General features: G+C 50.5%; 25 protein-coding genes and 1 other RNA gene. 18 read left to right on the forward strand and 8 right to left on the reverse strand.

Annotated elements, in window-relative coordinates; translation table 11 throughout:
• Nucleotides 1-42: 42 nt before the first annotated feature.
• The 7 genes from WFJ73_RS31565 to WFJ73_RS31595 all read right to left on the reverse strand — a co-directional run bounded on the left by WFJ73_RS31565 (nt 43) and on the right by WFJ73_RS31595 (nt 7,561).
• Nucleotides 43-768 (reverse strand): peptidylprolyl isomerase, encoded by a 726-nt coding sequence (locus tag WFJ73_RS31565; RefSeq protein WP_336776769.1) that lies wholly within the window; start codon nt 766-768, stop codon nt 43-45.
• Nucleotides 769-888: 120 nt separating this feature from the next.
• Nucleotides 889-1,221: a cytochrome o ubiquinol oxidase subunit IV gene (gene cyoD, locus WFJ73_RS31570; RefSeq protein WP_012772127.1), complete on the reverse strand. Its 333-nt coding sequence runs from the start codon at nt 1,219-1,221 to the stop codon at nt 889-891.
• Nucleotide 1,222: 1 nt separating this feature from the next.
• Nucleotides 1,223-1,849: a cytochrome o ubiquinol oxidase subunit III gene (gene cyoC / locus WFJ73_RS31575; RefSeq protein WP_336776770.1), complete on the reverse strand. Its 627-nt coding sequence runs from the start codon at nt 1,847-1,849 to the stop codon at nt 1,223-1,225.
• Complete coding sequence (locus WFJ73_RS31580; RefSeq protein ID WP_336776771.1) at nt 1,850-3,826, reverse strand: cbb3-type cytochrome c oxidase subunit I; 1,977 nt, start codon at nt 3,824-3,826, stop codon at nt 1,850-1,852.
• Nucleotides 3,827-3,847: 21 nt separating this feature from the next.
• Nucleotides 3,848-4,801 (reverse strand): ubiquinol oxidase subunit II, encoded by a 954-nt coding sequence (gene cyoA / locus WFJ73_RS31585; protein ID WP_336776772.1) that lies wholly within the window; start codon nt 4,799-4,801, stop codon nt 3,848-3,850.
• Between the two features lie 230 nt (nt 4,802-5,031).
• Nucleotides 5,032-5,340 carry a hypothetical protein gene (locus WFJ73_RS31590; protein ID WP_336776773.1) on the reverse strand — a complete coding sequence of 103 codons (309 nt, stop codon included), beginning with the start codon at nt 5,338-5,340 and terminating at the stop codon, nt 5,032-5,034.
• 127 nt (nt 5,341-5,467) lie between these two features.
• Nucleotides 5,468-7,561: a transglycosylase domain-containing protein gene (locus tag WFJ73_RS31595; protein WP_336776774.1), complete on the reverse strand. Its 2,094-nt coding sequence runs from the start codon at nt 7,559-7,561 to the stop codon at nt 5,468-5,470.
• Between the two features lie 151 nt (nt 7,562-7,712).
• Here WFJ73_RS31595 and speE point away from each other — a divergent pair, with 151 nt between their 5' ends.
• The 4 genes from speE to argS all read left to right on the forward strand — a co-directional run bounded on the left by speE (nt 7,713) and on the right by argS (nt 11,432).
• A complete protein-coding gene (gene speE, locus WFJ73_RS31600) occupies nt 7,713-8,540 on the forward strand; it encodes a polyamine aminopropyltransferase (RefSeq protein WP_127497841.1) in 828 nt (275 codons plus the stop codon).
• 157 nt (nt 8,541-8,697) lie between these two features.
• Nucleotides 8,698-9,231 (forward strand): DNA-deoxyinosine glycosylase, encoded by a 534-nt coding sequence (locus tag WFJ73_RS31605; protein ID WP_336776775.1) that lies wholly within the window; start codon nt 8,698-8,700, stop codon nt 9,229-9,231.
• Nucleotides 9,232-9,309: 78 nt separating this feature from the next.
• The gene (locus tag WFJ73_RS31610; protein WP_336776776.1) at nt 9,310-9,756 is read left to right on the forward strand and encodes a DUF1934 domain-containing protein; all 447 of its coding nucleotides are present in this window, start codon (nt 9,310-9,312) and stop codon (nt 9,754-9,756) included.
• Entirely contained in the window at nt 9,753-11,432 is a 1,680-nt protein-coding gene (argS, locus tag WFJ73_RS31615) for an arginine--tRNA ligase (protein ID WP_336776777.1), read from the forward strand. The genes WFJ73_RS31610 and argS overlap by 4 nt, the downstream gene beginning before the upstream one ends.
• Before the next feature lie 545 nt (nt 11,433-11,977).
• Here argS and WFJ73_RS31620 read toward each other — a convergent pair.
• The gene (locus WFJ73_RS31620) at nt 11,978-13,108 is read right to left on the reverse strand and encodes a S8 family peptidase (protein ID WP_336776778.1); all 1,131 of its coding nucleotides are present in this window, start codon (nt 13,106-13,108) and stop codon (nt 11,978-11,980) included.
• Nucleotides 13,109-13,477: 369 nt separating this feature from the next.
• Here WFJ73_RS31620 and rpoE point away from each other — a divergent pair, with 369 nt between their 5' ends.
• From rpoE to WFJ73_RS31690, 14 genes are all read left to right on the forward strand, one after another.
• On the forward strand, nt 13,478-14,059 hold the full coding sequence (rpoE, locus tag WFJ73_RS31625) for a DNA-directed RNA polymerase subunit delta (protein WP_336776779.1): 582 nt from the start codon (nt 13,478-13,480) through the stop codon (nt 14,057-14,059).
• 385 nt (nt 14,060-14,444) lie between these two features.
• Nucleotides 14,445-16,049 (forward strand): CTP synthase, encoded by a 1,605-nt coding sequence (locus WFJ73_RS31630; RefSeq protein WP_336776780.1) that lies wholly within the window; start codon nt 14,445-14,447, stop codon nt 16,047-16,049.
• Between the two features lie 134 nt (nt 16,050-16,183).
• Nucleotides 16,184-16,582: a response regulator gene (locus WFJ73_RS31635; protein ID WP_012772140.1), complete on the forward strand. Its 399-nt coding sequence runs from the start codon at nt 16,184-16,186 to the stop codon at nt 16,580-16,582.
• Between the two features lie 330 nt (nt 16,583-16,912).
• Nucleotides 16,913-18,166: a UDP-N-acetylglucosamine 1-carboxyvinyltransferase gene (locus WFJ73_RS31640; RefSeq protein WP_012772141.1), complete on the forward strand. Its 1,254-nt coding sequence runs from the start codon at nt 16,913-16,915 to the stop codon at nt 18,164-18,166.
• A gap of 119 nt (nt 18,167-18,285) precedes the next feature.
• The gene (rho, locus tag WFJ73_RS31645; RefSeq protein WP_132312436.1) at nt 18,286-19,650 is read left to right on the forward strand and encodes a transcription termination factor Rho; all 1,365 of its coding nucleotides are present in this window, start codon (nt 18,286-18,288) and stop codon (nt 19,648-19,650) included.
• A gap of 24 nt (nt 19,651-19,674) precedes the next feature.
• Nucleotides 19,675-20,928, forward strand: coding sequence for a radical SAM protein (locus WFJ73_RS31650; RefSeq protein ID WP_127497859.1), 1,254 nt, complete (start codon nt 19,675-19,677; stop codon nt 20,926-20,928).
• Nucleotides 20,929-21,037: 109 nt separating this feature from the next.
• Entirely contained in the window at nt 21,038-21,235 is a 198-nt protein-coding gene (gene rpmE / locus WFJ73_RS31655; RefSeq protein WP_091190789.1) for a 50S ribosomal protein L31, read from the forward strand.
• 75 nt (nt 21,236-21,310) lie between these two features.
• Nucleotides 21,311-21,745 carry a hypothetical protein gene (locus WFJ73_RS31660; RefSeq protein ID WP_336776781.1) on the forward strand — a complete coding sequence of 145 codons (435 nt, stop codon included), beginning with the start codon at nt 21,311-21,313 and terminating at the stop codon, nt 21,743-21,745.
• A 60-nt stretch (nt 21,746-21,805) separates the two neighbouring features.
• Nucleotides 21,806-22,073: signal recognition particle sRNA large type (gene ffs, locus WFJ73_RS31665), an RNA gene on the forward strand.
• 155 nt (nt 22,074-22,228) lie between these two features.
• On the forward strand, nt 22,229-24,010 hold the full coding sequence (dnaX, locus tag WFJ73_RS31670) for a DNA polymerase III subunit gamma/tau (protein WP_336776782.1): 1,782 nt from the start codon (nt 22,229-22,231) through the stop codon (nt 24,008-24,010).
• Between the two features lie 23 nt (nt 24,011-24,033).
• The gene (locus WFJ73_RS31675; RefSeq protein WP_127497865.1) at nt 24,034-24,345 is read left to right on the forward strand and encodes a YbaB/EbfC family nucleoid-associated protein; all 312 of its coding nucleotides are present in this window, start codon (nt 24,034-24,036) and stop codon (nt 24,343-24,345) included.
• A gap of 105 nt (nt 24,346-24,450) precedes the next feature.
• Nucleotides 24,451-25,050: a recombination mediator RecR gene (recR, locus tag WFJ73_RS31680; protein WP_127497867.1), complete on the forward strand. Its 600-nt coding sequence runs from the start codon at nt 24,451-24,453 to the stop codon at nt 25,048-25,050.
• A gap of 152 nt (nt 25,051-25,202) precedes the next feature.
• Nucleotides 25,203-25,520 carry a DUF2508 family protein gene (locus WFJ73_RS31685; RefSeq protein WP_243711809.1) on the forward strand — a complete coding sequence of 106 codons (318 nt, stop codon included), beginning with the start codon at nt 25,203-25,205 and terminating at the stop codon, nt 25,518-25,520.
• Nucleotides 25,517-25,780 (forward strand): pro-sigmaK processing inhibitor BofA family protein, encoded by a 264-nt coding sequence (locus tag WFJ73_RS31690; protein WP_127497872.1) that lies wholly within the window; start codon nt 25,517-25,519, stop codon nt 25,778-25,780. The genes WFJ73_RS31685 and WFJ73_RS31690 overlap by 4 nt, the downstream gene beginning before the upstream one ends.
• Nucleotides 25,781-26,073: the final 293 nt, after the last annotated feature.

Below are 26,073 nucleotides of genomic sequence, written 5' to 3' on the forward strand. Positions count from 1 at the left end.
GAAAAAGGGAGTTCCTCACATGTTGCGAGGAATTCCCTTTTCTCATTTATTTACCTTTTCAGGCTCGGCAAAAGTCATGCCTTTTGTATCGACCGTCGCCTTTTTAATCGCCATCGGTTTAACCGGACGGGAGCCTTCACCCGTCTTCTCGGTTTCCTGATTGACAATCTCATCCACCGTGTCCATACCTTCGGTTACTTTGCCGAATGCCGCGTAATCGCCGTCGAGCGATGGGGCATCGGCAACCATGACGAAGAACTGGGAGCCTGCGGAATCGGGATCTCCGGAGCGTGCCATGGAGATTACGCCGCGCGTATGTAACAGATCGTTCTGGAAGCCGTTGCTCATGAACTCGCCCTTAATGCCGTAGCCAGGGCCTCCCATGCCCGTGCCTTCGGGATCGCCGCCCTGAATCATAAAGCCGGGGATCACGCGATGGAAGATCGTGCCGTCATAGAAGCCTTTTTTCACAAGCGAAACGAAGTTGTTGACGGTATTTGGAGCAATCTCCGGGTACAGCTCAACCTTGAAGGTCTTTCCGTTATCCATCTCGACCGTTACGACAGGATGCTTGTCGGAGCCAAGCAGCTTGTCCGGCTGAGGCGGCTCTGTTGCTTCCGGCGTTGCCGTTGCGTTAGCGGCCCCGGAGCCGCTTGTGCCGTTATTATTGGAGCTGGTCTTGCTGCCGCCGCCGCAGCCGGCAAGGACGAGCAGTAAAGCCGCCGTAAGCAATACAAGCAACGGCAACCTTTTATTGCGTTTAAACATCGTTAAAAAGCCTCCTCTGAGGATGTTTGTCCTATCGTTCTACACGTAATCATACCATAGCGTTCGGAACGAAAAAAAGCCCGGGTGCTTCTCTAGGAGAAGACCCGGGCTTCTTGCTTATTAACCTACGGTATTGTAAGCCATAATCCAGATCGATCCAGCGATGATCGTGACCAGGATGACAAGACCGAAGATAAGCGCCATAACGTTGTAGCGCGGCTTCTTCTCTTCGCGAAGATGCATGAAGAAGAAGAGCTGAACGACGAACTGCAGGACCGCCATGATCAGAATAAAGATCAATGTTGGCGTTTTGTCCATCATATCGTTCAATACAACAACTAGCGGCAGAATCGTAAGCACAATGGAGATAACAAAACCGATGACATAGGATTTCATCGAGCCATGGGATTCATGCTCGTCATGCCCGTGTCCATGCGTGTTAGGGTTGGCCATCCTACATCACCCCCATCAAGTAAACGACCGTGAGGACGAAGATCCACACAACGTCAAGAAAGTGCCAATACAAGCTGACAATGGTAACTTTGCGTTTGGTAACCGAATTGATACCGCGTTTGCCGATCTGAATCATCAGGCCAACCATCCAGCAAAGACCAACCGAAACGTGAAGTCCGTGAGTGCCTACCAGGGTGAAGAATGCGGACCAGTAACCGCTTGTACCGATCGTAACGCCTTCGTCGACCATTTTGAGAAACTCGGATACTTCAAGGAAAATAAACGATGCGCCAAGCAAAGCCGTAACGATCAGCCAGCCGATCAGGCCTTTTTTGTTGCCCTTGTGCATTTGAAGAACAGCGATACCGCTCGTGAAGCTTGATGTTAACAAGATAAACGTTTCGGCGATTACGCCAGGCATTTCGAACATCTCATGCGGCGTAGGACCGCCGTTTGTGCTGTTGTGCAGGACGGAGAACGTCGCGAACAGCGTACCGAACAAGATAACGTCGGTTATAAGAAACATCCAGAAGCCAAGAACCTTAATCGATTCATGATCGTGATGATCATCATGGTGGCCGTGATCGTTATGACCATGGCCGCCATGAGGCGTCACTGTGTGTGCCATTTACCGTACCCCCTTTAAAGCTGCTTCCGTACGTTCAATCTCGTCAACCGGAATGTAATAATCCGGGTCATAATCGAAGGAACGGGCGAACATGCAGCAAGCAACGCCGATCAGGCCAGGAACAATCATCCAAGTCCAGTGCCATACAAAGCCAAAGCCGGCGATGAAGAAGAACACAGACATAATGAACGGAATACCCGAGTTTTTCGGCATATGAATCGGTTCCAGCGGACCAGGCTGTTTAGGTTGAATACCTTTCGCACGGCGCTGTTTCTCTTCCCACCATTCATCCGAGCTTGTAACCTCAGGAAGATGCGCGAAGTTGTACATCGGAGCCGGCGATGGAATCGACCATTCGAGCGTACGGCCTTCGCCCCATGCGTCTCCGGATTTTTCTTTCTTCAGGAACTTGATGCTGTGCGCGATCTGCCACACTTGGAAAATAAAGCCCAGACCCATGATGAAGGCGCCCACCGTCGAAACGATGTTAAGCGGCTGCCAGCCAAGGTCGAAGTTGTATTCGTTGAAACGACGCGTCATACCCATCAGACCAAGCGCGTACTGCGGCATGAAGCAGACATAGAAGCCGATATTCCACAGCCAGAACGCCCATTTGCCAAGGCCGTCATGCAGCTTGAAGCCGAACATTTTTGGCCACCAGTAGTACAGGCCTGCGAAGTAACCAAATACAACGCCGCCGATGAGCACTTGGTGGAAGTGCGCAATCAGGAAGTAACTGTTATGGAACTGGAAGTCAGCAGGCGCAACCGAGAGCATAACCCCCGTCATACCGCCGACGACGAAACACGGTATAAAGGCAATGGTCCAGAGCATTGGCTGACTGAAGGTAATCCTTCCTCGGAACATCGTAAACAGCCAGTTGAACACTTTTACACCGGTCGGTATGGCAATCAGCATCGTCGTAACCGCGAAGAACGCGTTGACGTCGGCGCCGGAGCCCATGGTGAAGAAGTGGTGAAGCCAAGTAAAGAACGAGAAGAAGCTGATCGACATAAGAGCGAATACCATGGACTTGTAGCCGAACAGTTTTTTCTTCGAGAAGGTGGATACGACATCCGAGAATACCCCGAAGGCCGGCAAAATAACGATATATACTTCCGGGTGACCCCACATCCATATCAAGTTGACGTACATCATCGGGTTGCCCCCGCCGTCAAGCGTGAAGAAGTGAGCGCCCAAGTAACGGTCGATGAACAGAAGGAACAGCGTAACCGTCAGAATCGGGAATGCGAACATGATCGTAATGGAAGACGACAATACGGACCAGGTGAACATCGGCATTTGCATCAGCTTCATACCCGGCGCACGCATCTTCAGGATTGTGACAACGAAGTTGATACCGGACGCGAGGGAACCGATACCGGAAATCTGAATACCCCAAATATAGAAGTCTTGGCCGAGACCAGGACTGCCGGAAAGCTCGGACAGCGGCGGATAAGCCAGCCAGCCCGCATCAGGCGAACCCCCGATAACGAACGATACGTTAAACAGCATGGCGCCGAAGAAGAAGAGCCAGAAGCTGAGGGAGTTCAGGTAAGGGAACGCTACGTCGCGCGCGCCTATCTGGAGCGGCACAACGATATTGAACAAACCGAACATGAGAGGCATCGCCATGAACAAGATCATGATAACGCCGTGGGTTGTAAAGATCGCATTATAGTGACCTGCATGCAGGAACTCTAATTGCGGTACGGCAAGCTGAGTACGGATCAGAAGGGCGTCGACGCCCCCGCGGAATAGCATGAGAAGCGCTGCGATAACGTACATAATACCGATTTTTTTATGATCGACGGTTGTCAGCCATTCGGTCCACAACCAGCGCCATTTTTTAAAGTAAGTCAGAGCAATGACGATCGCTACCATGGAAAGACCAATGGAAACCTGGGCACCCAGGATGAGCGGATCGCCCGTGATGAAAAAGTCATTCATCAGGAAATCCCAAAATTCTTTAAACATAGTGCATCTCCTTTCCTTACATTATGATTTAGCTTCATCAGTAGTGGTAGGCGACTGCGTGTCATGCCCGCCCTCTGCATCATGAACAGGTCCCGATTTCTTGCCGGAATTAGGAGCGGGAACTCCGTTTGGTCCAACGTATTGCATAACGACTTGATCGAACAAGCCTTTCGGGAATGCCGAGAAGGATTGCTGTTCGGACGAACCTGGCAGTTTCAATTCTTTAAAGCCTTCCTCCGTAAGAGCAGGCGCCGTTTGCTTCACGCTGTCTACCCAAGCGCGGTAATCCGCATCGGAAGTCGATTTAACGTTAAACGTCATTTTCGCGAATTGCTCGCCCGTGAAGTTTGCGCCCATGCCAAGGAAGTCGCCAACCTCGTCAGCCTGCAGGTACAAGGTCATAGCCATGCCGCTCATCGCGTAGATTTGACCGCCAAGCTGCGGAATCCAGAAGGAGTTCATCGCTTGGTCCGCCGTTACGCGGAAGCGAATTGGCGTATCCTCCGGAATTTGAAGATAGTTAACAGTGGAAATGCCTTCATCCGGATAAGTGAAAAGCCATTTCCAGTCGAGAGATGTTGCTTCGATTGTAACCGGCTGTTTAGCCGACTCAAGCGGTTTGCTTGGTTCGAGATCATACGTGTATTTGATCGTCACCGTCGCTAGAATAGCGATAATGATGATTGGGATCGCCCACCAAATCGTCTCCAGCTTTGTGCTGTGCTCCCAGTTAGGCTGGTAGCCGGCTTTGTTGTCTTTCTTATCGCGATAACGCCACACGATAATCGCAGTCAGGATCAGGACCGGAACGAGAATGATCGCACACAGCCAGATAGTGATCCAGATGAGATCTTTTTGCGATTCGCCGATTGGCCCCTTAGGATCGAGGACAACGTATTGGTCGCTGCAGCCGGACAGCATAACGGCTATCATCATAATCATCAACGGAACCAGAAAGCGAATGTACTTTCTCATGATTTGTTTCAACTCCTCAATATTGCTTCATTGCTTCTTGTCATTAAGATTAGCAGAAGTCGCTCAAAATAACTGCCGGCTTAACAATTACGACAACAATTCGTCTTTTTTCTGTAAAAGAAAGTTCACTATATTGACAACTGTACCTTTTTTCCTTGGAAATAAAACACAAAAAAGCCGCCTCCCGTCAATATTGACGAAAAGGCGGCTCTTTAAAAGCGGATTTGACTTCACAAAATAGGATTGGATGGGTCGTCGTTTTGCTCGTCTTCTTTTGCTTGTTGGATTCTAGCATGGACCAAACCGATAGCTGTGCCGATCGTATAAATAAATACGCTGCCGACAAGGCACCCGACACCAACCATCAGAGTTGTATTCTTATCACTAAAGTGGCTGATTTTGATTAGGCATAACAACACACCTACTGTCAAACATGTCCATGCAAATATAGTCATTAGAGTAACGAGACGTTTCACGCTTGCAGCTGTTACTTCCGAATCCGACTTTACATTGCTTACCGTTGCAGTTTTCGTAGCCATCTGAAACACTCCCATAAAGTTTGTAAGTGCTTACTTCTTGGTTCTACTATACCACAGTATATGACGTTTGTTCAAAGAAATTTCACTTTTTGATCATATTTCGGACAAATTTTGATTCCAGGACATGCTAATTCTTCCACCAGCGCTTCAGATCATTCCACCAGGTTCGGCTGTTATCCTTGGTCGCCTTGTCCGCAGGGGCATCTTTCGCCGCAGGTCCGCCGCAAACCTCGGTAGGTTCCGTGCCCGCCACAAAGGATTCAAGCCGTTTGTTCGCGCAGGTGGCTGCTGCTAGCTTGCCGCTCGTCGGATCGACATATACGTTAACGACGCCGTCCGGAATCGGAAAGATCTTAGGCGGAATGGCAGATAGCGCCTGCTCGGTGAACTGGGCAAAGATTGGAGCCGCGCGGTGCGCTTCGGTTACGGTAAGCTTGCGGTTCTTGTCATACCCTACCCAGACGGCGGTCGCCAGCTCCGGCGTATAGCCGACCAGCCAGGCATCCGTTGAGGTGGTCCCCGTCTTGCCGGCTACCGGTCTCTTAATAATGGAAGAAACCCGGTTAGCCGTACCGCCTCCCTCGAACACGCTCTCCATTAGACTGGTCATCACGTAAGCTTCCGCCGGATTAATTACCTGCTCTTCGTGATGCTCCGCTTCATATATAATATGTCCGCTCTTATCGGTGATGCGCAAGATCGCAACAGGCTCTACCTTTACGCCGCCGTTTGCAATAACGGAAAATGCGGAAGCCATCTCAAGCGGACTAACCGGGAAGGTGCCAAGCGCCAGGGAAGGAACCGGATTCATCGGGCTTGTAATGCCCAGCTTGCGGGCCGTCTCGATAACGCGGTCGGCGCCCACCGTCATAATGGTGTTCACGGCGTATATGTTATCCGAGCTCGCAACCGCTGTGCGCATATCAATGAAGTCGTTAAAGTATTTGTCGTTATAGTTATGCGGCTCATACTTTTTTCGTCCTTCATCGTAGGTAAAAGCCGTTGGCTCGCTCTTGAACCGGGTGACCGGCGTCATAAAGCCGCTGTGCAGCGCCGTCAGATACAGCACCGGCTTGAACGAGGATCCGGGCTGGCGGGTTTCGGCAAGCGCCCGGTTGAACTGATTCGCCCTGTAGTCGCGTCCGCCGACCATTGCTTTTATATACCCGTTGCGCGGGTCAATAGAAACAAGCGCCGCTTGCTGCTCTTCGCTGCCGGCAAGGCCATTCTTGACGGCATCCTCCGCGGCACGTTGCGCGGAAGAGTCCAGCGTTGTATAAATCGTAACGCCGCCTTCATTAAATAGCTGTTCATTGATGCCCAGCTTATCGACGGCTATGTAACGGATATAGTCGCGGAAATAGGGAGCAAAACCTGCCTGCTCGCCGGAACCTAGCGGCTGGAAGCTTAAGACTTCCTTATAAGCCGCATCCGCTTGCTCCTGCGTAATGTCGCCGGATTCGGTCATGGCATGCAGAATGGTCAGCTGGCGGTCTTTCGCGTTTTTCATATCCATAAACGGCGAATAGTATTTGGGCCCTTTCGGAATGCCGGCCAGCATCGCGCTTTCCGCAAGCGTTAACTGCGAGGCATGCTTTTTGAAATACAGCTGGGAAGCCGCTTCAATTCCGTAGGCGCCATGACCGTAATAGATCTGATTCAGGTAAAGGCTCAGAATCTCATCTTTGGAGTAATTCATCTCCAGCTGGACCGTATACATGGCTTCCTTCAGCTTGCGCTGCCATGTCTTCTCATGAGTGAGATACAGGTTGCGGGCGAGCTGCTGCGTCAGCGTGCTGGCTCCTTGCTTGGCCGACATCGTCTCCACGTTGACCAGAACGGCACGGGCCATTCCTTTCATATCAAACCCTTTGTGCTCGTAGAAGCGGTGGTCTTCGATCGCCAGCGTCGCCTCCACCAGGTAAGGGGAAATTTCTTTGAGCGGTACGGAGCTGCGATTCTCTCCGGTATGGAACGTATCAATCACCTGCCCCTGCAGATCAAGCATGCGGGAGGATTGGCTAATCGAAGTAACCGGAAGAGATTGAAACTTTAAATAGAGGAGCATGGACACGATGCCTAGCACGACGACAGCGGAAATGGCTGCGGTTAGGCGCAGGCTTTTTTTGAACCTCATAACATGAGGAAGAAAACGTTCGGTTATAATAGGAAAAGCATATTTGCGGCGCGGCTTGCCCGGCCTGATCTGCTGCTTCTTCATGATGGTGCTCCCTTCGCAAGAACGACCTTTTCCTTAGTATGGAAAAACGTGGGTGGCGATATTCATGGAAGCGAGCAGAAAAGGTTGATTTTTCGCCCCGAACTACTATAATACATGGTGAACCATTGACGGAAAGAAGGGATTTATCGAAATGGAATTGTGGTATACAGAAAAACAAACCGAGAACTTCGGCATTACGGCGAAGATTACAAAGACGTATGTAAATGAACAAACTGAGTTTCAACAGCTCGATATGATCGAAACGGAAGAATTCGGCACCATGCTGGTTCTTGACGGTATGGTCATGACTACGGTTAAAGATGAGTTCGTGTATCACGAAATGGTTGCCCATCCGGTACTCTTCACGCATCCGAATCCGGAGCATGTGCTTGTAGTAGGCGGCGGCGACGGCGGCGTTATCCGTGAAATTATGAAGCATCCTAAAGTGAAGAAAGCCGTTCTCGTTGATATCGACGGCAAGGTTATCGAGTATTCGAAGAAATACCTGCCGACCATCGCAGGCGAGCTGGACAACCCTCGCGTTGAAGTGCTCGTAAACGACGGCTTCATGCATATTCATGATCATAAAAATACTTACGATGTCATCATGGTTGACTCCACGGAGCCGGTTGGCCCAGCGGCTAACCTGTTCACGCGCGGCTTCTACCAAGGCATCTACGAAGCGTTGAAGGAAGACGGCATCTTCGTGGCTCAAACTGACAACCCTTGGTTCAAGGCCGACCTGATTCAAAGCGTAAACAAAGACGTGAAGGAAGTATTCCCGATCGTTCGCGTATACGGCGCTAACATCCCGACTTACCCAAGCGGTCTGTGGACCTTTACAATGGGCAGCAAGAAGTATGATCCGCTTGAAGTGGACGAGGCTTCCATCGCTGATATCCCAACGAAGTACTATACTCCGCGCCTTCACAAAGCGGCATTCGTTCTGCCTAAATTTGTTGAAGACCTTGTGAAGTAATATTAATAGTAACGTTTCGTGCAAAGAGACGACCTTCTCCCGCGGCTTTCAATAAGCTGCTCGAATTAGGCGTCTCTTTTTTATTATTAAGGGGCTGCTGGTGTAGAATACATAATGAAGATTTTTGATGCAGGAGTTAAGAAGGAGTGGACGGTATATGGAGCAAGAGCAAACGGAGCGCATCTATTCTTTCCCGCCGGTCATTGACGAGCGGGCCCGAGTATTGGTGCTGGGTACGGCGCCAAGCGTAAAGTCGCTGGAGCACCGGCAGTTCTACGGTCATCCCCGCAATTATTTTTGGGGAATGGTATATGGCTTGTTTGGCGCTGGAGCACCGGATGAGGATTACGGGAAGCGTCTTGCTTTTTTGCAGGATCATCATATGGCCGTGTTTGACGTGATTAAGTCCTGCGAACGGCCCGGCAGTCTCGACGTAAACATCAAAAACGAGGAGCCCAATGATCTGCCTGCTTTGGTGGGCAAGTATCCCGGGCTGAAATGCTTTGCTTTTAATGGAGGCAAGGCTTACGATACGTTCCGCAAATATTACCGCGATCATCCGGCGCTGCAGCATCTTACCCTTTTGAAATTGCCTTCGACAAGTCCCATTCCCACGCAGAAGATGCGCAATTTGGAGGACCGGATCGGGGCTTGGAAAGCAATTGTTCCGTACCTGGAGTTACCGGAATAGCGTCAATCGTTGAAATTACGGGGCTTCCTGTATATAGTAGTAACATACGAGAAGACTGGAGATATAGGAGCTTTTGCGATGCAAGACAGAATGGCGGTTAAAATTACGCTGACAAGCACCCAGGATGGGGAGTCCGTCGTACATACGTATACAGGGGAATGGTTCCGGAAGGAACGGACGGTTTATATCCGGTACGAAGAGCCGGTGGAGGGAAGTGCTTCTCCCATCCGGACCCTTGTGCGTTACCGGGAGGACGAGCTGTCGATCACGCGCCGGGGCGTCGTTGAATCGGAGCAGCTTTTTGTGCCCGGAGAAATGCGAAGAAACGGCTACTACCGCTCTCCCTATACATCGTTTCAGATGGAGACAGCAACAGCATTTATTGAACTCAAGGGAGAGGGCGGCGGGAAGCAGTCTTCCGCAGTACCTCCATTCGTGATTGAGTGGCAGTATGAACTATGGATGAATGAACATTTGTCGGGCCGGTTCCTTAACCGGCTCCATATTCAGGAGGAGAAACAATGAGTACGAACGTGTTGGAGCAAATGTACGAGAAGGTGAAGGAGGCGATTGCGGACGCGGCGGTAGCTGGCGGTCTTGCGGCTCGCGAGGAGCTTCCTGCCTTTGTGCTGGAGGTGCCGAAGGATAAGGCGCACGGCGACCTGGCGACAAACGCGGCTATGCAGCTTACCAAGCTGGCGAAGAAAAACCCGCGTCAAATCGCCGAGACGATTATCGCCAACCTGAACGGCGAGAAGTTCGGCATTCAATCGGCCGAGATTGCCGGCCCGGGCTTTATTAACTTCCGCATGGACAAAAGCTACTTATATTCCGTTATTGGCGAGATTACAGCTTCTGGAGACAACTACGGACGTACAAAAGAAGGATCCGGCCAACGCGTGGAAGTCGAATTCGTCAGCGCGAATCCGACAGGCAACCTTCACCTTGGCCATGCGCGCGGCGCGGCCGTGGGCGATGCGCTTTGCAACGTGCTGGACTTCGCAGGTTATGAAGTAACCCGCGAGTACTATATTAATGACGCGGGCAACCAGGTCAACAACCTGGCGCGTTCGATTGAAGCGCGCTATCGCCAAGCGCTTGGACAAGACGCCGATATGCCGGAAGACGGCTACCATGGCGAAGACATCGTTGGTTTTGGCAAGCTGCTTGCAGAAGAGAAAGGCGACAACCTTCTATCGTTGTCCAATGAAGAGCGCTTCGCATTCTTCCGTCAATATGGACTGGAAAAAGAACTGGACAAAATCAAACGCGACCTTGGACGCTTCCGCGTCAACTTCGATATCTGGTACAGCGAAACTTCGCTGTATGAGAGCGGTCGAGTGGAAAAGGCGCTCGAGGCACTCAAGGCCAAAGGCCAAGTGTACGAGGAAGAAGGCGCTACGTGGCTGTCGACGATGCCTTACGGCGACGACAAGAACCGCGTTCTTGTGAAAAATGACGGCTCCTACACGTATTTGACGCCGGACATCGCTTACCATCAAGACAAATTCAGCCGCGGCTACGACAAAATGATCAACATCTGGGGGGCCGACCACCATGGGTATATTCCTCGCGTGAAGGCTGCGATGGCTGCGCTTGGCAATGATCCTGACAAGCTGGTCGTATTGATCGCTCAGATGGTAAGCCTGTTCCAGGACGGCGAAAAAGTGAAAATGTCCAAGCGTACCGGCAAAGCCGTTACGATGCAGGATCTAATGGACGAGGTTGGCGTAGACGCCATTCGTTATTTCTTCACGATGCGCAGCATGGATTCGCATCTGGATTTCGATATGGACCTGGCAATCTCGACTTCGAACGAGAACCCGGTCTTCTATGTGCAATATGCGCATGCCCGCATTTGCAGCATCTTCCGCCAGGCGGAGGAGCAAAGCGTTGCTCTCCTGCCGATCAGCGACATCGACTTCGGCAAGCTTTCGTCCGAAGCCGAATTCGACCTGCTTCGCAAGCTCGGCGAGCTGCCGCAGGAAGTGTCGGAAGCTGCGGCTCAATACGCGCCGCATCGCCTGATCCGCTATGTGTATGAACTAGCTTCGCAGTTCCACAGCTATTACAAAGCCGAGCGCGTCATTACCGAAGACGTGGCTCAGACCCAGGCGCGCATCGCGTTGCTTGGCGCTGTCCGCATCGTTATCGCCAACACGCTCCGCCTCGTTGGCGTATCGGCACCGGAGCGGATGTAATCCGCTCGGTCTTTACACAAGCAAAGCCGCCATTCGCTGGCGGCTTTGCTGCGTTTGGCGGCAACTTATCGGCTATTGTTACAGAGGCTGATTTTCAGGTGCGTTGTATTGAATACACTATATTAAGCTCTATGTATGCCCAGTACCTTATATATTGCATCTAATGCAGTATATTCGATCATAAGAGGCACTAATCAGCCGGTTCAGCCCGATTATAATGTACTCGATCCAACGTAGCTCCCAACATTGGCATTGGCTGAAACAGGGCCAACATCCTGCATTGAATACAGCGTAGCAAATCGCTGTATCCCTAAACCAAAGAAACCGTTCCGGGAAATCCCAGGAACGGTTTCTTTTCGCCCTTAAAACAGGACCGATGAGTGCGGGCAAGGACCATGTATCTCCCGGAGGAGCGCAGCGCTTGCCTTTGTGTACACTTTGCATCCTGTGAACATTGTTCTGGCAAAGTGAACACAATAGCAACCGGAGGGAGATGCATTGTTCGCCGCCGGTATCCTCACGGCAAACAAAGTCCTTCACTCATCTCATCGGTCCGCCGCCCCCAACATCTTCATTACGTCAATCTCCCCGGTATACCGGGGAGCCTTTGTGCTTCGGAGCGGCAGGTACGATTTTTTCATAATCGCTTTAATCTCCGCGGGAGACAATCCCGGCTTATGAGCAAGCAGCAAAGCGATGGCCCCGCTTACATGGGAGGTAGCCATCGAAGTTCCGCTCATCTCGTGATATTTGCCGCGGAGCCAAGCGGAAAAGATTTTGTCGCCGGGCGCGTAAATGTCAATAAACGTACCCCGGTTGCTGAACGGCGCGATGCGCCGCAGCTTGTTTGTTGCCCCGACCGAGATCGTCTGCGGATATCTGGCCGGGTAATCGACAGTCCGGCGTTTCCCGTCGTTGCCCGAAGACGCAACAACGATAACACCGGCATTATAAGCGTTGTTTATCGCATTGAGGAGAGCTTTGCTGCGTGTCTTCATGCCAAAGCTCATGTTAATAATGTTGACCCGGTTGCGGACGCACCAATCGATGCCGAGAATAATGTCGGATACAAAGGCGCTTCCGTTATGGTCAAATGCTTTTACCGGGAGAATTTGTGCCCGCGGCGCGATGCCGATCATCCCTTGCACCTGGTTGGCAGCTGCGATTGTACCCGCGATGTGCGTGCCGTGACCGTTGTCATCATGGGGCAGCATGCTGCGGTTGAGCAGGTTAATGCCGCGCGACAGCGATTGGCGGAGATCGGGATGACTAAAGTCTACGCCGGTATCGATGACGCCGATTTTGATGCGGTGTCCGGTCGTCGTGCTCCAGGCAAGTGGTGCCTTGATTTGCTGTACGCCCCAGGGGATGCCCTTTTCCAGTGGCATGGTTTTTGCTGCGGTGTGAACGGTAATACGGCGGTCGTCCTCAATCCATACGCCGCCGGAAAAGCCTGATAGAGTTGCTTCGACAGGGAGCTGACAAGATATTGCACGAATGATGCGCATTTGCTTAACCGGCTTCAGTTCCGGGGATGCTGTCGAAGCTTCTGACCATTCCTGCAGAAACCGTCGATAGTCACCTTGCTGCTGAAATCGGATAATCCGATTTTTTGTCGTTTGGCCCGTGCAAGCCATCGTGTCCTTCAACCAATGGAGAAAAGCGGTGATGTCCAATTACGCGTCCCCTCCCGACGGACGATGCTGAACTATTGTATGAAACGGGGAGTTCGGCCGCATGAGCAACTTGCCTTTTTTCAGATAATTAGGCGTGGAGCCGTGTCAAAACGCCGTGAAGGACATAGGATGATGTAAGAGTTCTAACGACTCTTACGCTCCGGTCTCGCATTAAGCAATGCGCGCTCCGGATGGATACAGTCAAAGCGAAGGGACAGCCCTTCGCTTTTTTCTTTTTGCAGGGAACATTTGCATAGGCGGGAAGCAGCCCGGGGACTGCTTGCTTTTTTGAATAAAATAGGTTTTACTATACTTTGATAATGGTTATGATGACGAAAGTATGAAGATAGCAAGAAGGGATGTGTCCATATGAGCAGCGGCAATATTACATTGAAGCTCGATCCTGAGCGGATAAAAGAAATGCCTATGGTCGACTTGGCGTTTGAATTGTTGAAATCGGCCAATACGCCTTATTACTACCGTGACCTGATGATGGAAATCGCGAAGGTTCGCGGACTGTCTGCGGACGGAGTTAACCAAGTAATTGCTCAAGTATACACGGAGATTAATATTGACGGCAGGTTCGCTTGCGTTGGAAGCAATATGTGGGGATTGAAACGCTGGTATCCGGTTGAAAAGAACGAAGATCCGATCACGAACGCGAAGCGTCCTCGTATCATTAATGACGAAGATGATGATGAAGATCTGTTCGCGGATGAAGAAGATGAGTCGTACACAGCGGACGAGGAAGATTACGATTCTTACGATGAAGATAGTGAATTCGGCGAAGCAGAAGCGGAAGAAGAAGTTGATGAAGAAGTTGGTATCGAAGATGAAGAGCTCGAAGATGATGAATCTGACGAGGAAATCGACGCTGACGCTGAGCTTGACGATGAAGACTCCGAAGACGAAGATTTTGAAGACGATGAGGATGAAGAAGACGATAAATAATCGTCCTCGAGCTTGCCGTGTTTAAGCTTGACAGTCCGCATACGGGCAGAGTAAACTATTGCATGGGCTTTAAGATTCGGTTAACGTACCGCATAAGCAGCAATGGCTTACCTTCTCGTTTTTGAAGGATACAAGCCTCTGCGGATCTAGCATTTGCCGCGTTTTACCGGCAAGCTACACGTTATAATAATATGCCAAATGAAAAGTGCCCCGTGAAGACGGGTGTCACTTTTTTTGTTTGTAGAAGCAAGTTAGAAGCAAGTTCAGGAACCTGATTTGTTCATCCATAAACTGGACAGAGGAATAGAGAGTCTGCTAATCCATGTTTATTGTGCAAATGGGATAACCTAAACATAACCAGAGGAGCATGGAGGGTATTAGCAAAGTGACAAAATATATTTTTGTAACCGGGGGCGTCGTTTCATCGCTTGGCAAAGGAATTACCGCTGCATCACTCGGCCGTCTGCTTAAGAACAGAGGGTTGAAAGTAACGATTCAAAAGTTCGATCCTTATATCAACGTTGACCCGGGAACGATGAGCCCGTACCAGCATGGCGAAGTATTCGTAACAGACGACGGTGCGGAAACAGACCTTGACCTTGGGCATTATGAACGGTTTATTGATATTAACCTGACGAAGTACAGCAGCGTTACGACAGGCAAGATTTATTCGAACGTTATCTCCAAGGAACGCCGCGGCGAATATCTGGGCGGAACGGTTCAGGTTATCCCGCACATTACGAACGAAATCAAGGAGCGCGTATACCGCGCGGGCAAAGAGGCCGGCTCCGACGTTGTTATCACTGAAATCGGCGGTACCGTGGGCGATATCGAAAGCTTGCCTTTCCTTGAAGCGATCCGTCAAATCAAAAGCGACATCGGGCGCGACAACGTGATGTATATTCACGTAACGCTTATCCCATATATCAAAGCAGCGGGCGAAGTAAAGACCAAGCCAACGCAGCATAGCGTAAAAGAACTCCGCAGCATCGGCATTCAGCCTAACGTAATCGTATGCCGTACCGAGCATGCGCTGTCGGAAGACCTGAAACGCAAAATCGGCTTGTTCTGCGATATCGACGCTAACGCGGTTGTTGAATGTATCGACGCTTCGACCTTGTATGAAGTACCGCTGATGCTTCGCGAGCAAGGCCTCGACGATATCGTGGTGAACCATCTGAAGCTGACGACGAACCAACCCGACATGACGCAATGGGAAGATCTTGTGAACCGCGTGAAATCGCTGCATAAAACGACGGAAATCGCCATTGTCGGCAAATACGTCGCGCTGCATGACGCTTACCTTTCAATCGTAGAAGCGCTTGGCCATGCAGGTTTCGATGCCGATTCCGAAGTGAAGCTTCGTTGGGTGAATGCGGAAGAGATCGATGACGAGAACGTTGCGGAAGCGCTGAAAGGCGTTCACGGTATTCTCGTGCCTGGCGGCTTTGGCGATCGCGGTATCGAAGGAAAAGTTTCGGCTATCCGTTATGCCCGCGAGCAGCAAATTCCGTTCTTCGGCATTTGCCTTGGCATGCAGGTTGCCGTTATCGAATACGCGCGCAGCGTAGCCGGCCTATTCAACGCGAACAGCGCGGAGATTAATCCGTCGACGCCGTATCCGGTTATCGACCTTCTTCCGGATCAGAAGGACATCGAGGACATGGGCGGCACGATGCGTCTTGGCCTTTACCCTTGCAAATTGAAACCGGGATCGCTTGCGGCTACTGAATATAACGATGAGCTTGTTTATGAGCGTCACCGTCACCGGTATGAATTCAATAATGAGTACCGTGAACGCATTGAATCGGCAGGTCTTCGTATTTCCGGTACTTCGCCGGACGGCCGTTTGGTGGAAATGGTGGAGCTTCCTGAGCATCCATGGTTCCTCGCGGTTCAATTCCATCCGGAATTCACATCCCGTCCGAACCGTCCTCAACCGCTCTTCCGCGGCTTTGTGCGTGCGGCATTGAAATACTCCGGACAGTAAGAACAGCTGTTCTGACATCCGATGTCTCCAATTTTTTTAGTGGAAAAGCAGGATAATGTACCTCTCCGCGCGAATATATTAACGATTATGGAAGAGTTGACCAGTTGTGGGTCGAGTCGCGGGAGGTAAATATCTTGGAGAAGAAGAAGCTATTGATCGTTGATGATCAGAATGGCATCCGTGTGCTTCTGATGGAAGTGTTCAGCAGTGAAGGCTACAATACTTTCCAAGCTTCAAACGGTAGGTTGGCATTGGAAATCGTAAAAGCCGAGAATCCTGACCTCGTTCTGCTTGATATGAAGATTCCGGGGATGGATGGACTTGAAATTTTAAAGCATGTGAAGGCAATCAACCGTGATATCAAAGTCATTATGATGACGGCATACGGCGAGCTTGATATGATCAAGGAAGCGACTGATCTGGGGGCCGTTATGCATTTCACGAAGCCGTTTGATATTGATGAGATGCGAATTGCGGTTAATATGCAGCTTCACGGCGGCAACTCCAATAACCGCTTTGCGGTAGGGTCCTAAGGGACCCTTTTTTTTATGAGAATTCTCTTTTAAAAGGAATAATTGATATCTCCTAAATTAAAGGTTTCTAACCCGTTACCTACTTCTGTAAGAGAAATACCATTCCCTGTCCCGATATGGTATAATGGCTCAGAATCAACGGTCTAATAGACATGTTCATCTTTTATTAACGATAAAATTTCGTTTCGCATGGAAGCGAAAACAAGCAAAGTGTACTAAATAGGAATACGGGATAATGAGCCGCCCATCACGGCGAGCGTGTCAGTATGAGCTCGCGCCATAAGGCGGTTTTCCTATGTTTCTTCTTACATTTCGGGAGGACTATATTTGATGGAGAAATTGATGATACGCGGTGGACGTCCGCTGCGGGGCACCGTCCAAATAAGCGGAGCAAAGAACAGTGCCGTCGCTCTGGTTCCGGCTGCCATATTGGCAGAATCAGAAGTGGTATTGGACAATTTGCCCCATTTGAGCGATGTTGTCGTATACAGTGAGATTCTGCAGGACCTCGGTGCTGTCGTAAGCTGGCAGGGCGATGTCATGAAAATTGATCCTTCGCGGCTTGAATCTAAACCGATGCCTAATGGGAAAGTGAAGCTTCTGCGTGCTTCTTATTATTTGATGGGTGCTATGCTTGGACGCTTTGGGGAAGCGATTATCGGATTGCCGGGCGGATGTAATTTTGAGCCAAGACCAATCGATCAGCATATTAAAGGCTTTGAGGCACTAGGGGCTACCGTTACCAACGAACATGGCTCGATGCGGATTCATGCCAAAGAGCTGCGCGGAGCGAAAATTTATCTCGACGTTGTCAGCGTTGGCGCGACCATTAATATAATGCTTGCGGCCTCCCGGGCCAAAGGCTCTACGATTATCGAAAATGCGGCAAAAGAGCCTGAGATTATAGATGTAGCAACGCTTCTGAATGCGATGGGCGCGAGGATCAAGGGTGCGGGTACGGAGACAATCCGGATTGAAGGGGTAGACAGCATGCATGGCTGCCGCCATTCGATTATTCCGGACCGGATTCAAGCAGGCACTTATATGATTGCTGCCGCGGCAACACGCGGAGACGTTACCATCGACAACGTCATTCCGAAGCATATGGAAGCCATGACGGCGAAGCTTGAAGAAATGGGAGTAACCGTTCAGGAGATGGACGAGTCTATCCGTATTATCGGCGCGCCGGAGTATACGGCGGTTGACGTGAAAGCTTTGGTTTATCCGGGCTTTGCAACGGACCTTCAGTCTCCGATGACAACGCTGCTTGCCCAAGCCAAGGGTGTCAGCATCCTGAGCGACTATGTCTACAGCAACCGTTTCAAGCATGTACCGGAGTTGAATCGGATGGGCGCGAATATCCGCGTGGAAGGCCGTTCCGCGATTATTGAAGGCGGAGAGCTGTTTGCGGCGAAGGTTAAAGCTGCGGATCTGCGGGCAGGTGCTGCGCTTGTGATCGCTGGTCTTACCGTCAAAGAAGGAATTACGGAGATCACTGGCGTAGAATATATTGACCGCGGTTATGACAATCTTGTAGATAACCTGCGCAGACTTGGCGCGGATGTGTGGCGGGAAACGGAATAATTATTATTTTTAACGGAGTGAAACACCCGATTTGGCGTTTTTCTGGGAGTCTGGACGAATAGAATTCGTCAAATCGGGTATATAATGATAGCTAAAACTGAATACAAAGTGGTGAGAATATGACAGATCTTCAGATCTCCGATCTCGAAGAAATGAAGCTGACCGAATTGTACAAATTGGCGAAGCAATATCAAATACCGTACTACGGCCAGCTGAAGAAGAAGGAATTAATATTCGCAATATTACGGGCACAAGCAGAAAAAAGCGGCCTCATGTTTATGCAGGGTGTACTTGAAACATTGCCGGAAGGCTTTGGCTTCTTACGGCCAATCAACTATTTGCCTAGCAAAGAGGATATTTATATCTCTGCTTCCCAGATTCGAAAGTTCGACTTGCGTACCGGCGACCTTGTATCAGGCAAATGCCGGCTGCCGAAAGACTCTGAGAAATACTTTGGCCTCCTCCAGGTAAATGCCGTAAACGGCACCGACCCTGCGCAAGCGGCCGAAAGACTTCATTTTCCCGCTCTAACTCCTCTTTATCCACAGAAAAAGCTTGTGCTGGAGACGGCATCTTCCAAACTTTCTACGCGAATTATGGATTTACTTGCGCCTGTTGGCCTTGGTCAACGCGGACTGATTGTAGCGCCGCCAAAAGCGGGTAAAACCTTGCTGCTCAAAGAAATAGCGAACAGTATTTCGACGAATCATCCGGATATCGAGTTGTTTGTGCTGCTTATTGATGAACGCCCGGAGGAAGTAACGGATATGCAGCGTTCCGTGAAGGGCGAAGTGATTGCATCCACCTTTGATGAAGTGCCTGAGAACCATATAAAAGTAGCCGAGCTTGTGCTTGAGCGGGCATTGCGTCTGGTAGAACACAAGAAAGACGTTGTTATTTTGCTCGATAGCATTACCCGTCTTGCCCGTGCTTATAACTTGGTTGTTCCGCCATCCGGACGTACGCTTAGCGGCGGTATCGATCCGGCAGCTTTCCATCGCCCGAAGCGCTTCTTCGGCGCGGCCCGCAATGTGGAAGAAGGCGGCAGTCTGACTATCCTGGCGACGGCGCTTATCGAGACCGGCTCGCGTATGGATGATATCATTTATGAAGAATTTAAAGGTACGGGCAATATGGAGCTGCATCTTGACCGCAAGCTTGCAGAACGCCGTATTTTCCCGGCGCTCGATATCCGCAGATCGGGTACGCGCCGCGAAGAAATGCTTTTATCGAAAGAAGAATTGGATAAATTATGGGTTGTTCGCCGCAATATGACCGATACGCCTGACTTTGTCGACGGATTCCTGAAGAAGCTCGCCGATTCGAAGACGAATGAGGAATTCCTGATGTCGCTTGATACATCGGAAGACAAGCCTGCCCCGCAGCAGCGGACAAGCGCAGGAACGGGCACCACAGGTACGGGACTCAAAAGCAGCGCAGCAACCGGAAGGCGACCAGCGCCGCGCACGACGCACGGCTCCTAGTGCCGCCGGAAGGAGGACATCAAGATGAATCTCGTATACGCGGATGAGAAAGGCAATGTGTTTGATCATCCTGACTATATAGCGCTTGGGCGCAGCGGCGATATGATCGTCGAATTAATGGAGGACGAGTTGATTCCTCTGCCAAGGGGGGCTACTCTCGTAGGGCTGCCGCATACCCGTCCGGTCTTTATGGACCCGGATACCGGCGAAATGAAAATGCTCTCCGGCAATTACCAGGCCGTAGGCGCATTGCTGCCGCAGGGTTATACCCGACTGGCGCTGCCAAGCTATGTAAAGACGGATAAAAATGAGAAGTTTCCTCTCTTTGGCTACACCTCTGTCGTGTGGAAGGACGGCGGTTTTTATGTAGCGGCTGAGCAAAGCGATGATCCTTACAAATGGGATCCGCTTAACTGTGACCGGGGAGATGTCCGCAAAGGAGTAGAACTGCTGACTGCCAAATACCCGGAGAACAGACTGTACAAGCATTTATCGCATTGTGCGCTTGGCTACGAATGCTTAACTTCCTCCAATACGTTCCTGCAGCGCTGGGAGGGCGGCGTACCCGTCTCGTATTCCTGCAACGCGGGATGCTTCGGCTGTATTTCGGAGCAGCCGGATGACAGCGGGTTTGTTGCGCCTCAGACGCGGATGAACTTCAAGCCAACGGTGGATGAGATCGTGGAAGTGATGCTGGAGCATCTGAAAACGCCGGAATCGATCATCAGCTTTGGCCAAGGCTGCGAAGGCGAGCCTTCCACGCAGGCCAAAATTATCGTGGAAGCGATGAAGATCGTCAGAAGCCAGACAAACCAGGGCTATATTAATATCAATACGAATGCTGGACTTACGGACTTCATGCGCGCAATCGTCGACGCGGGTCTTGATCTGATGCGCGTCAGCACGATCAGCGCTATTGACGAGCATTACAATGCTTACTACAAGCCGCGTGCTTATACGCTTGCCAATGTAGAGAAATCCTTGAAGTATGCGACGGATAAAGGGGTATACACCTCCATCAACTACTTGATCTTCCCTGGGGTAACCGATCGTGAGGAAGAGATCGAAGCGATGATCGGATTTGCAAAGCGGACCGGTCTTAAGCTTATTCAAATGCGCAACCTGAATATTGATCCGGAGAGCTACCTGCAGCTGATTCCTCCTGCCAAAGGCGAGATTTACGGGATGAAGCAAATGCTTGAAATCTTCCGTGAAGAGCTGCCGGATGTCGTAATCGGCTCATATACGCATCTTCCGCCGGCAGCGGCGCGCAAGTAGCTGGCAAAACATCGGCATTGCATGCTTGTAATCGTCGTGCTATAATCCGTGTTGTGTGATTTATAACTCTGGACCCGCATGTGGTTCAGGGCAGAAAGAGGTGAACGAGATGAAACAAGGTATTCATCCGACATACCACGTATCCAACATCACTTGCGCTTGCGGTAACACGTTCGAGACTGGTTCGATTAAATCGAATCTTCGCGTAGAGGTTTGTTCCGTATGCCACCCGTTCTTCACGGGTAAGCAAAAGTTCTTGGATGCAGGCGGTCGCGTCGATCGTTTCAAAAAGAAATACGGCATTTAATCTCATCTGCCGCTTAATTTGGCAGAATAAGAAAACCTCCCTTAGCCATCCTATGGTTAAAGGGAGGTTTTTTGATTGCTTACCAAAAAGATGCTGCGCCGCAAGCTGCGCTTAATATTTATGGGATTTGCGATACCGGCTTTGGTCATCGCTAGTTTGACCGGCTGTGCTGCCGACGGCGTGAACAATGGCCACCGGACGAATGACGGCAAGGTAAAAACCTATGGCCATGACGGATACATGGGTTATTCCAACAGCAACCCTAACCTGCCTAATAACAAGACATTCCTTAATTACGAGACGGACAGGAAGCTTATTAATCAGGTGCTGCAACCGATCGACGGAATCAAAAGCAGCCGTGTTGCCTTTAACGGCGGGGATCTTACCGTTCACGTCAAGGCCGCTTCCAATCTGACGGACGCTCAGCTTGAGGCGCTGCGCGCAAAGACGGAGCAGGCTGTTCAGCTCAACATGCCGCGCTACCATGTCAAAGTGAAAGCATCCCGTTAATTCCGGCTGCCATTATCATACGGTTGCGCTTTGCGTTTGGATGGGCTATACTTAGTTTTGCCGTGCTAGATGGGGAGTTAGCGGTGCCCTGTAACTCGCAATCCGCTTTAGCGAGGTTGAATTCCTGCCTTAGGTTATGTGATGCAGGGTTTGGCGCTTGCAATCAGTGTTGACGGTTGGGTCCTCCGCAATGGACGCTTGTGAACCTGGTCAGGTCCGGAAGGAAGCAGCCATAAGCAAGTTTGTTCATGTGCCGGGGGAGTGCCTGACCCGAGCTGAGACGCAAGAGTGCCGCCTGGATCGCATGTTATCGAGGGCAGGTGCACGGTTCATCTTTTTCATAGTTTAAGTGAAGGAACACCAGCGATGTGGATCTGTTTTGAAGAAGCAGATGCCAGAAATGCGGGTGTTTTTGTTTTGCTTATAGACATCATGATGTATAATAGAGAACAAGAATGAGCAAGCCGAAGGGAACGTAAACGCGTGAGTCATATTGCATTATATCGTGCCTGGCGTCCGCAGACGTTCCAGGATATGGTTGGACAACGGCATATTATACAAACGCTGCAAAATGCGATTCGAGAGAATCGGGTTTCGCACGCCTATTTATTTAATGGTCCCCGGGGAACGGGGAAAACAACGGCAGCCAAGGTATTGGCAAAAGCGGTTAACTGTGAACGGGGTCCTGCAGAAGAGCCTTGTAACGAATGCGATGCGTGCCGCGGCATAACGGCCGGTCATATTATGGACGTTGTCGAGATTGACGCCGCGTCTAATAGGGGTATTGACGAAATACGGGACATTCGCGATAAAGTCCGTTATGCCCCGTCTGAAGTTCGATATAAAGTGTATATTATTGATGAAGTCCATATGCTGACGTCCGAGGCGTTTAACGCGCTCCTGAAGACGTTAGAGGAGCCGCCTGGGCATGTTATCTTTATTCTGGCGACCACCGAGCCTCATAAGCTTCCGGCTACGATTATTTCGCGATGTCAGAGATTCGACTTCCGGCAAGTCTCGCTGGAAGAGCAATCGGAGCGGCTGTTTGAGATTTGCCGGGAAGAAGGCATTGAGGCGGAAGAGGATGCGATTGCATATATTGCCCGTCTATCCGAAGGCGGGATGCGCGATGCGATAAGCCTGCTTGAGCAGGTAGCTGCTTTTGGCGGTTCGCGAATTACCCTTGATGGAGCTGTTGATGTAACGGGGGGCATGGCCGCGGATCAGTTCTATGCACTGGCTGAGGCAATCCGGGACCGTAATGTAGCCGCAATCATGCCGCTGGTAGAGGGCTTAACGCAGGCCGGGAAAAGCGCGGACAAATGCATGGAGAATCTGATCTTCTATTTCCGCGATCTGCTTGTATTAAAGCTAGCCCCGCAGGGTGCGGTAACGGAGCGGGTAGTTGACGCTGAACGGTTCCGCGGAATGGCTGATGCTTTCAGCTCCGAGCGGTTATTTAAGATGATTGATACGCTTAATACCTATCAATCGGATATGAAGCATGCTTCGCAGCCGCAGACTTTGTTTGAAGTCGCTTTGATGAAAATCTGCACGATAGGTAACGAGAGTGACGGGGGGGGAGCGGGAAGCGGCGGCGGTGCCGTGGCTTCCTCTCCGCCAGCTGCATCGGCTGAAGTACAGCGTCTTCGCCAGCAGGTAGAGATCCTTGAGCGGAAGCTGGAGCAGCTAATTCAAAATGGCGTAGCTGCAGGATCCGGTGCCGGAGCGGGAGATGGAGGTGCGGTCCGACAGCCTGCCAGCCAGTCCCGCCGCCCCGGTTTTGGCGGAGGCGGCGCTGCGGTCAGCCGGTCTACGGTGAAGCTTGATCCGTTTGTTGCCGTAGCCGGCAGTCCGGGCACTGGGCAAGTTCGGATGAAGTGGAACGAAGTGCTCCAACGGGTGAAGGAAGCAAGAATAACCGTACATGCCTGGTTGGTAGACGGTGAGCCGGTGGCCGCAACGGATTCCACGATTCTTGTTGCCTTCAAGAACACGATGCACCGGGAGACCACGGAGCGGCCGGCACACCGGGAGATTATCGAACGGGTAATGCAGGACGTATTCGGCAATCCGGTCAAGCTTGCAACGTGCATGCTGAAGGAATGGCAGAATGCGGCTGAACGCTCAGGCGAGCAGCAGGGAGAAACACTGGAATTACAGCCGGATGCGATTGACACCGGGGAGGAACAGCGTCCACAATGGGTAGAGGAAGCTGTTAAGCTTTTTGGTGAAGACTTAGTTGTAATTAAAGAAGATAATTAACTATTACGATGAGGTGATAAGTCATGAATAACATGAACCAAATGATGAAGCAAGTGAAGAAAATGCAAGAGCAAATGATGAAAGCCCAAGAAGAGCTTGTAAACAAAACGGTTGAAGGTACGGCTGGCGGCGGGGTTGTAACCGTGGTAGCGAACGGCCACAAGAAAATCCTTAGCATCGCGATCAAACCTGAGGCAGTAGATCCGGACGATGTTGAAATGCTGCAAGACCTTGTTTTGACGGCTGTTAATGACGTACTTACGAAAGTAGACGAAATTGCGAATCAAGATATGGGTAAATTCACTGGCGGCATGAAAATTCCTGGCTTGTTCTAGGGCGGATTGCTGTTTATATAACATATATAAGCTATACGTATGCTGACGCCGCCGCAAGGGCGGCGTCAGCCGTTTAAGCTGGATGCTTGAAAGGGGCTGCGCGTTTTGTTTTATCCCGAACCGATAGCGAAGCTTATTGATGCCTTTACGCGGCTTCCGGGCGTTGGACCGAAGACAGCCGCAAGATTGGCTTTTCATGTGCTTCGCATGAAAGAAGATGATGTCATCGATTTCGCTAAGGCGCTTGTCAGCGTTAAGCGGAATCTGACGTACTGCTCCGTCTGCTGCAATATTACCGATACCGATCCATGCCGGATTTGCCAGGATAAGACGCGCGATAACTCTGTTATTTGTGTGGTCCAGGAATCGAAGGACCTTGTAGCTATGGAACGGACGAAGGAATTTCAAGGACACTACCACGTGCTTCAGGGTGCTATATCCCCTATTGAGGGAATTGGGCCGGATCAGATTAAGATTGCGGAGCTGCTCCGCCGTTTGAGCGATGAACGTGTGCAGGAACTGATCTTGGCGACGAATCCGAATATTGAAGGCGAAGCGACCGCGATGTATATTTCGAGGCTGGTCAAACCGTTTGGTATCCGCGTCACTCGGATTGCGCACGGTCTGCCGGTTGGCGGCGACCTTGAATATGCCGATGAGGTTACCCTGTCCAAGGCGCTTGAAGGACGCAGAGAGTTGAGTTAACTTAATACACGAAGAAAGAGCCGTTTCCCGACATGGGAGACGGCTCTTGTTTTGTTTTCGGGATGCAATCCGTTCTAAATAGCTGTCCAAGCCTCTATACATATATAGAAAAAGTCTTGTCCCAGGTGGATGAGCAGAGGAGGCATGGTGTAATGGCGAACTTATGGCGGGAGATAAAACAGCCAAATGAAAGTAAGCATACGGGCGGATTGGAAATGATGAAGACTCAGTTTCAGCCTGTACCGGAACCGGATACGGCGGAATGGAGAGAGCATCTGCGGGCGGAGATTGATGAAGCGCACAAGGAGTGGATGAATGCGACCCGGTTCTTCAACGTTGCCGTTGGCGAAGATCAGATTGATTATGCCATCTATGCGTTAATCACGGCGGAGAAGCGATACGAGATGCTTATCCGGATTGCCAAGCGGACATGCAAAGTATGGCCGGAATGGAGAGGAGCGTTACAATGAAAACATTATGGCTGGCAATGCTAATCTTATCATCGGTTGCTCTTGTAGGCGTGCTTGTTAGACAAAAGCTCTCGTGGACATGGCTTCGTAATTTTTCTATTCATATTGTATTGGCTGCAGCGGTCCTGTACGTGTTAAATTTCTCCGGTCTCATTCCTAATATATATATTCCGCTAAATCCGGTTACAATAGGTACTGTTGTCGTACTTGGTGTACCCGGAATCGCATTAATCGCTGGGGTTCAGTACTTTATAGTCTGAACCCTTAAAGTTTTTTGGGCAAAGGGTTGACCTCCCGAAATGATTCATGGTATATTACTTCTCGCGCCAAGTGCAAGGAAATAAAAGCTTCAAAAAAGTTTTTAAAAAAGTACTTGCAATCATCTAGGCGAATGTGATATATTATCTCTTGTCGCCGCTGAGAAACACGCGAACGACACGAAAAGAAATTGTTCTTTGAAAACTGAACAACGAGCGAAACTGCCCCGTTAGAAATAACGGAAAAGCGATAAAACAAGTAATGAGCAAGTCAAACACTTTAATGGAGAGTTTGA

It is taken from the genome of Paenibacillus sp. MMO-58 (assembly GCF_037146255.1).
Classification (GTDB): Bacteria; Bacillota; Bacilli; order Paenibacillales; family Paenibacillaceae; genus Pristimantibacillus.

Bases quoted from the DNA above. Each gene is read 5' to 3' on its own strand.
- WFJ73_RS31605 (WP_336776775.1), top strand. From the start codon at position 8,698: ATGGAGCAAGAGCAAACGGAGCGCATCTATTCTTTCCCGCCGGTCATT.
- cyoD (WP_012772127.1), bottom strand. From the start codon at position 1,221: ATGGCCAACCCTAACACGCATGGACACGGGCATGACGAGCATGAATCC.
- cyoC (WP_336776770.1), bottom strand. From the start codon at position 1,849: ATGGCACACACAGTGACGCCTCATGGCGGCCATGGTCATAACGATCAC.
- WFJ73_RS31685 (WP_243711809.1), top strand. From the start codon at position 25,203: ATGGCGAACTTATGGCGGGAGATAAAACAGCCAAATGAAAGTAAGCAT.
- WFJ73_RS31650 (WP_127497859.1), top strand. From the start codon at position 19,675: ATGAATCTCGTATACGCGGATGAGAAAGGCAATGTGTTTGATCATCCT.
- WFJ73_RS31675 (WP_127497865.1), top strand. From the start codon at position 24,034: ATGAATAACATGAACCAAATGATGAAGCAAGTGAAGAAAATGCAAGAG.
- cyoA (WP_336776772.1), bottom strand. From the start codon at position 4,801: ATGAGAAAGTACATTCGCTTTCTGGTTCCGTTGATGATTATGATGATA.
- rpmE (WP_091190789.1), top strand. From the start codon at position 21,038: ATGAAACAAGGTATTCATCCGACATACCACGTATCCAACATCACTTGC.
- WFJ73_RS31580 (WP_336776771.1), bottom strand. From the start codon at position 3,826: ATGTTTAAAGAATTTTGGGATTTCCTGATGAATGACTTTTTCATCACG.
- WFJ73_RS31590 (WP_336776773.1), bottom strand. From the start codon at position 5,340: ATGGCTACGAAAACTGCAACGGTAAGCAATGTAAAGTCGGATTCGGAA.
- rpoE (WP_336776779.1), top strand. From the start codon at position 13,478: ATGAGCAGCGGCAATATTACATTGAAGCTCGATCCTGAGCGGATAAAA.
- WFJ73_RS31595 (WP_336776774.1), bottom strand. From the start codon at position 7,561: ATGAAGAAGCAGCAGATCAGGCCGGGCAAGCCGCGCCGCAAATATGCT.
- WFJ73_RS31565 (WP_336776769.1), bottom strand. From the start codon at position 768: ATGTTTAAACGCAATAAAAGGTTGCCGTTGCTTGTATTGCTTACGGCG.
- speE (WP_127497841.1), top strand. From the start codon at position 7,713: ATGGAATTGTGGTATACAGAAAAACAAACCGAGAACTTCGGCATTACG.
- WFJ73_RS31640 (WP_012772141.1), top strand. From the start codon at position 16,913: ATGGAGAAATTGATGATACGCGGTGGACGTCCGCTGCGGGGCACCGTC.
- WFJ73_RS31690 (WP_127497872.1), top strand. From the start codon at position 25,517: ATGAAAACATTATGGCTGGCAATGCTAATCTTATCATCGGTTGCTCTT.
- WFJ73_RS31610 (WP_336776776.1), top strand. From the start codon at position 9,310: ATGCAAGACAGAATGGCGGTTAAAATTACGCTGACAAGCACCCAGGAT.
- rho (WP_132312436.1), top strand. From the start codon at position 18,286: ATGACAGATCTTCAGATCTCCGATCTCGAAGAAATGAAGCTGACCGAA.
- argS (WP_336776777.1), top strand. From the start codon at position 9,753: ATGAGTACGAACGTGTTGGAGCAAATGTACGAGAAGGTGAAGGAGGCG.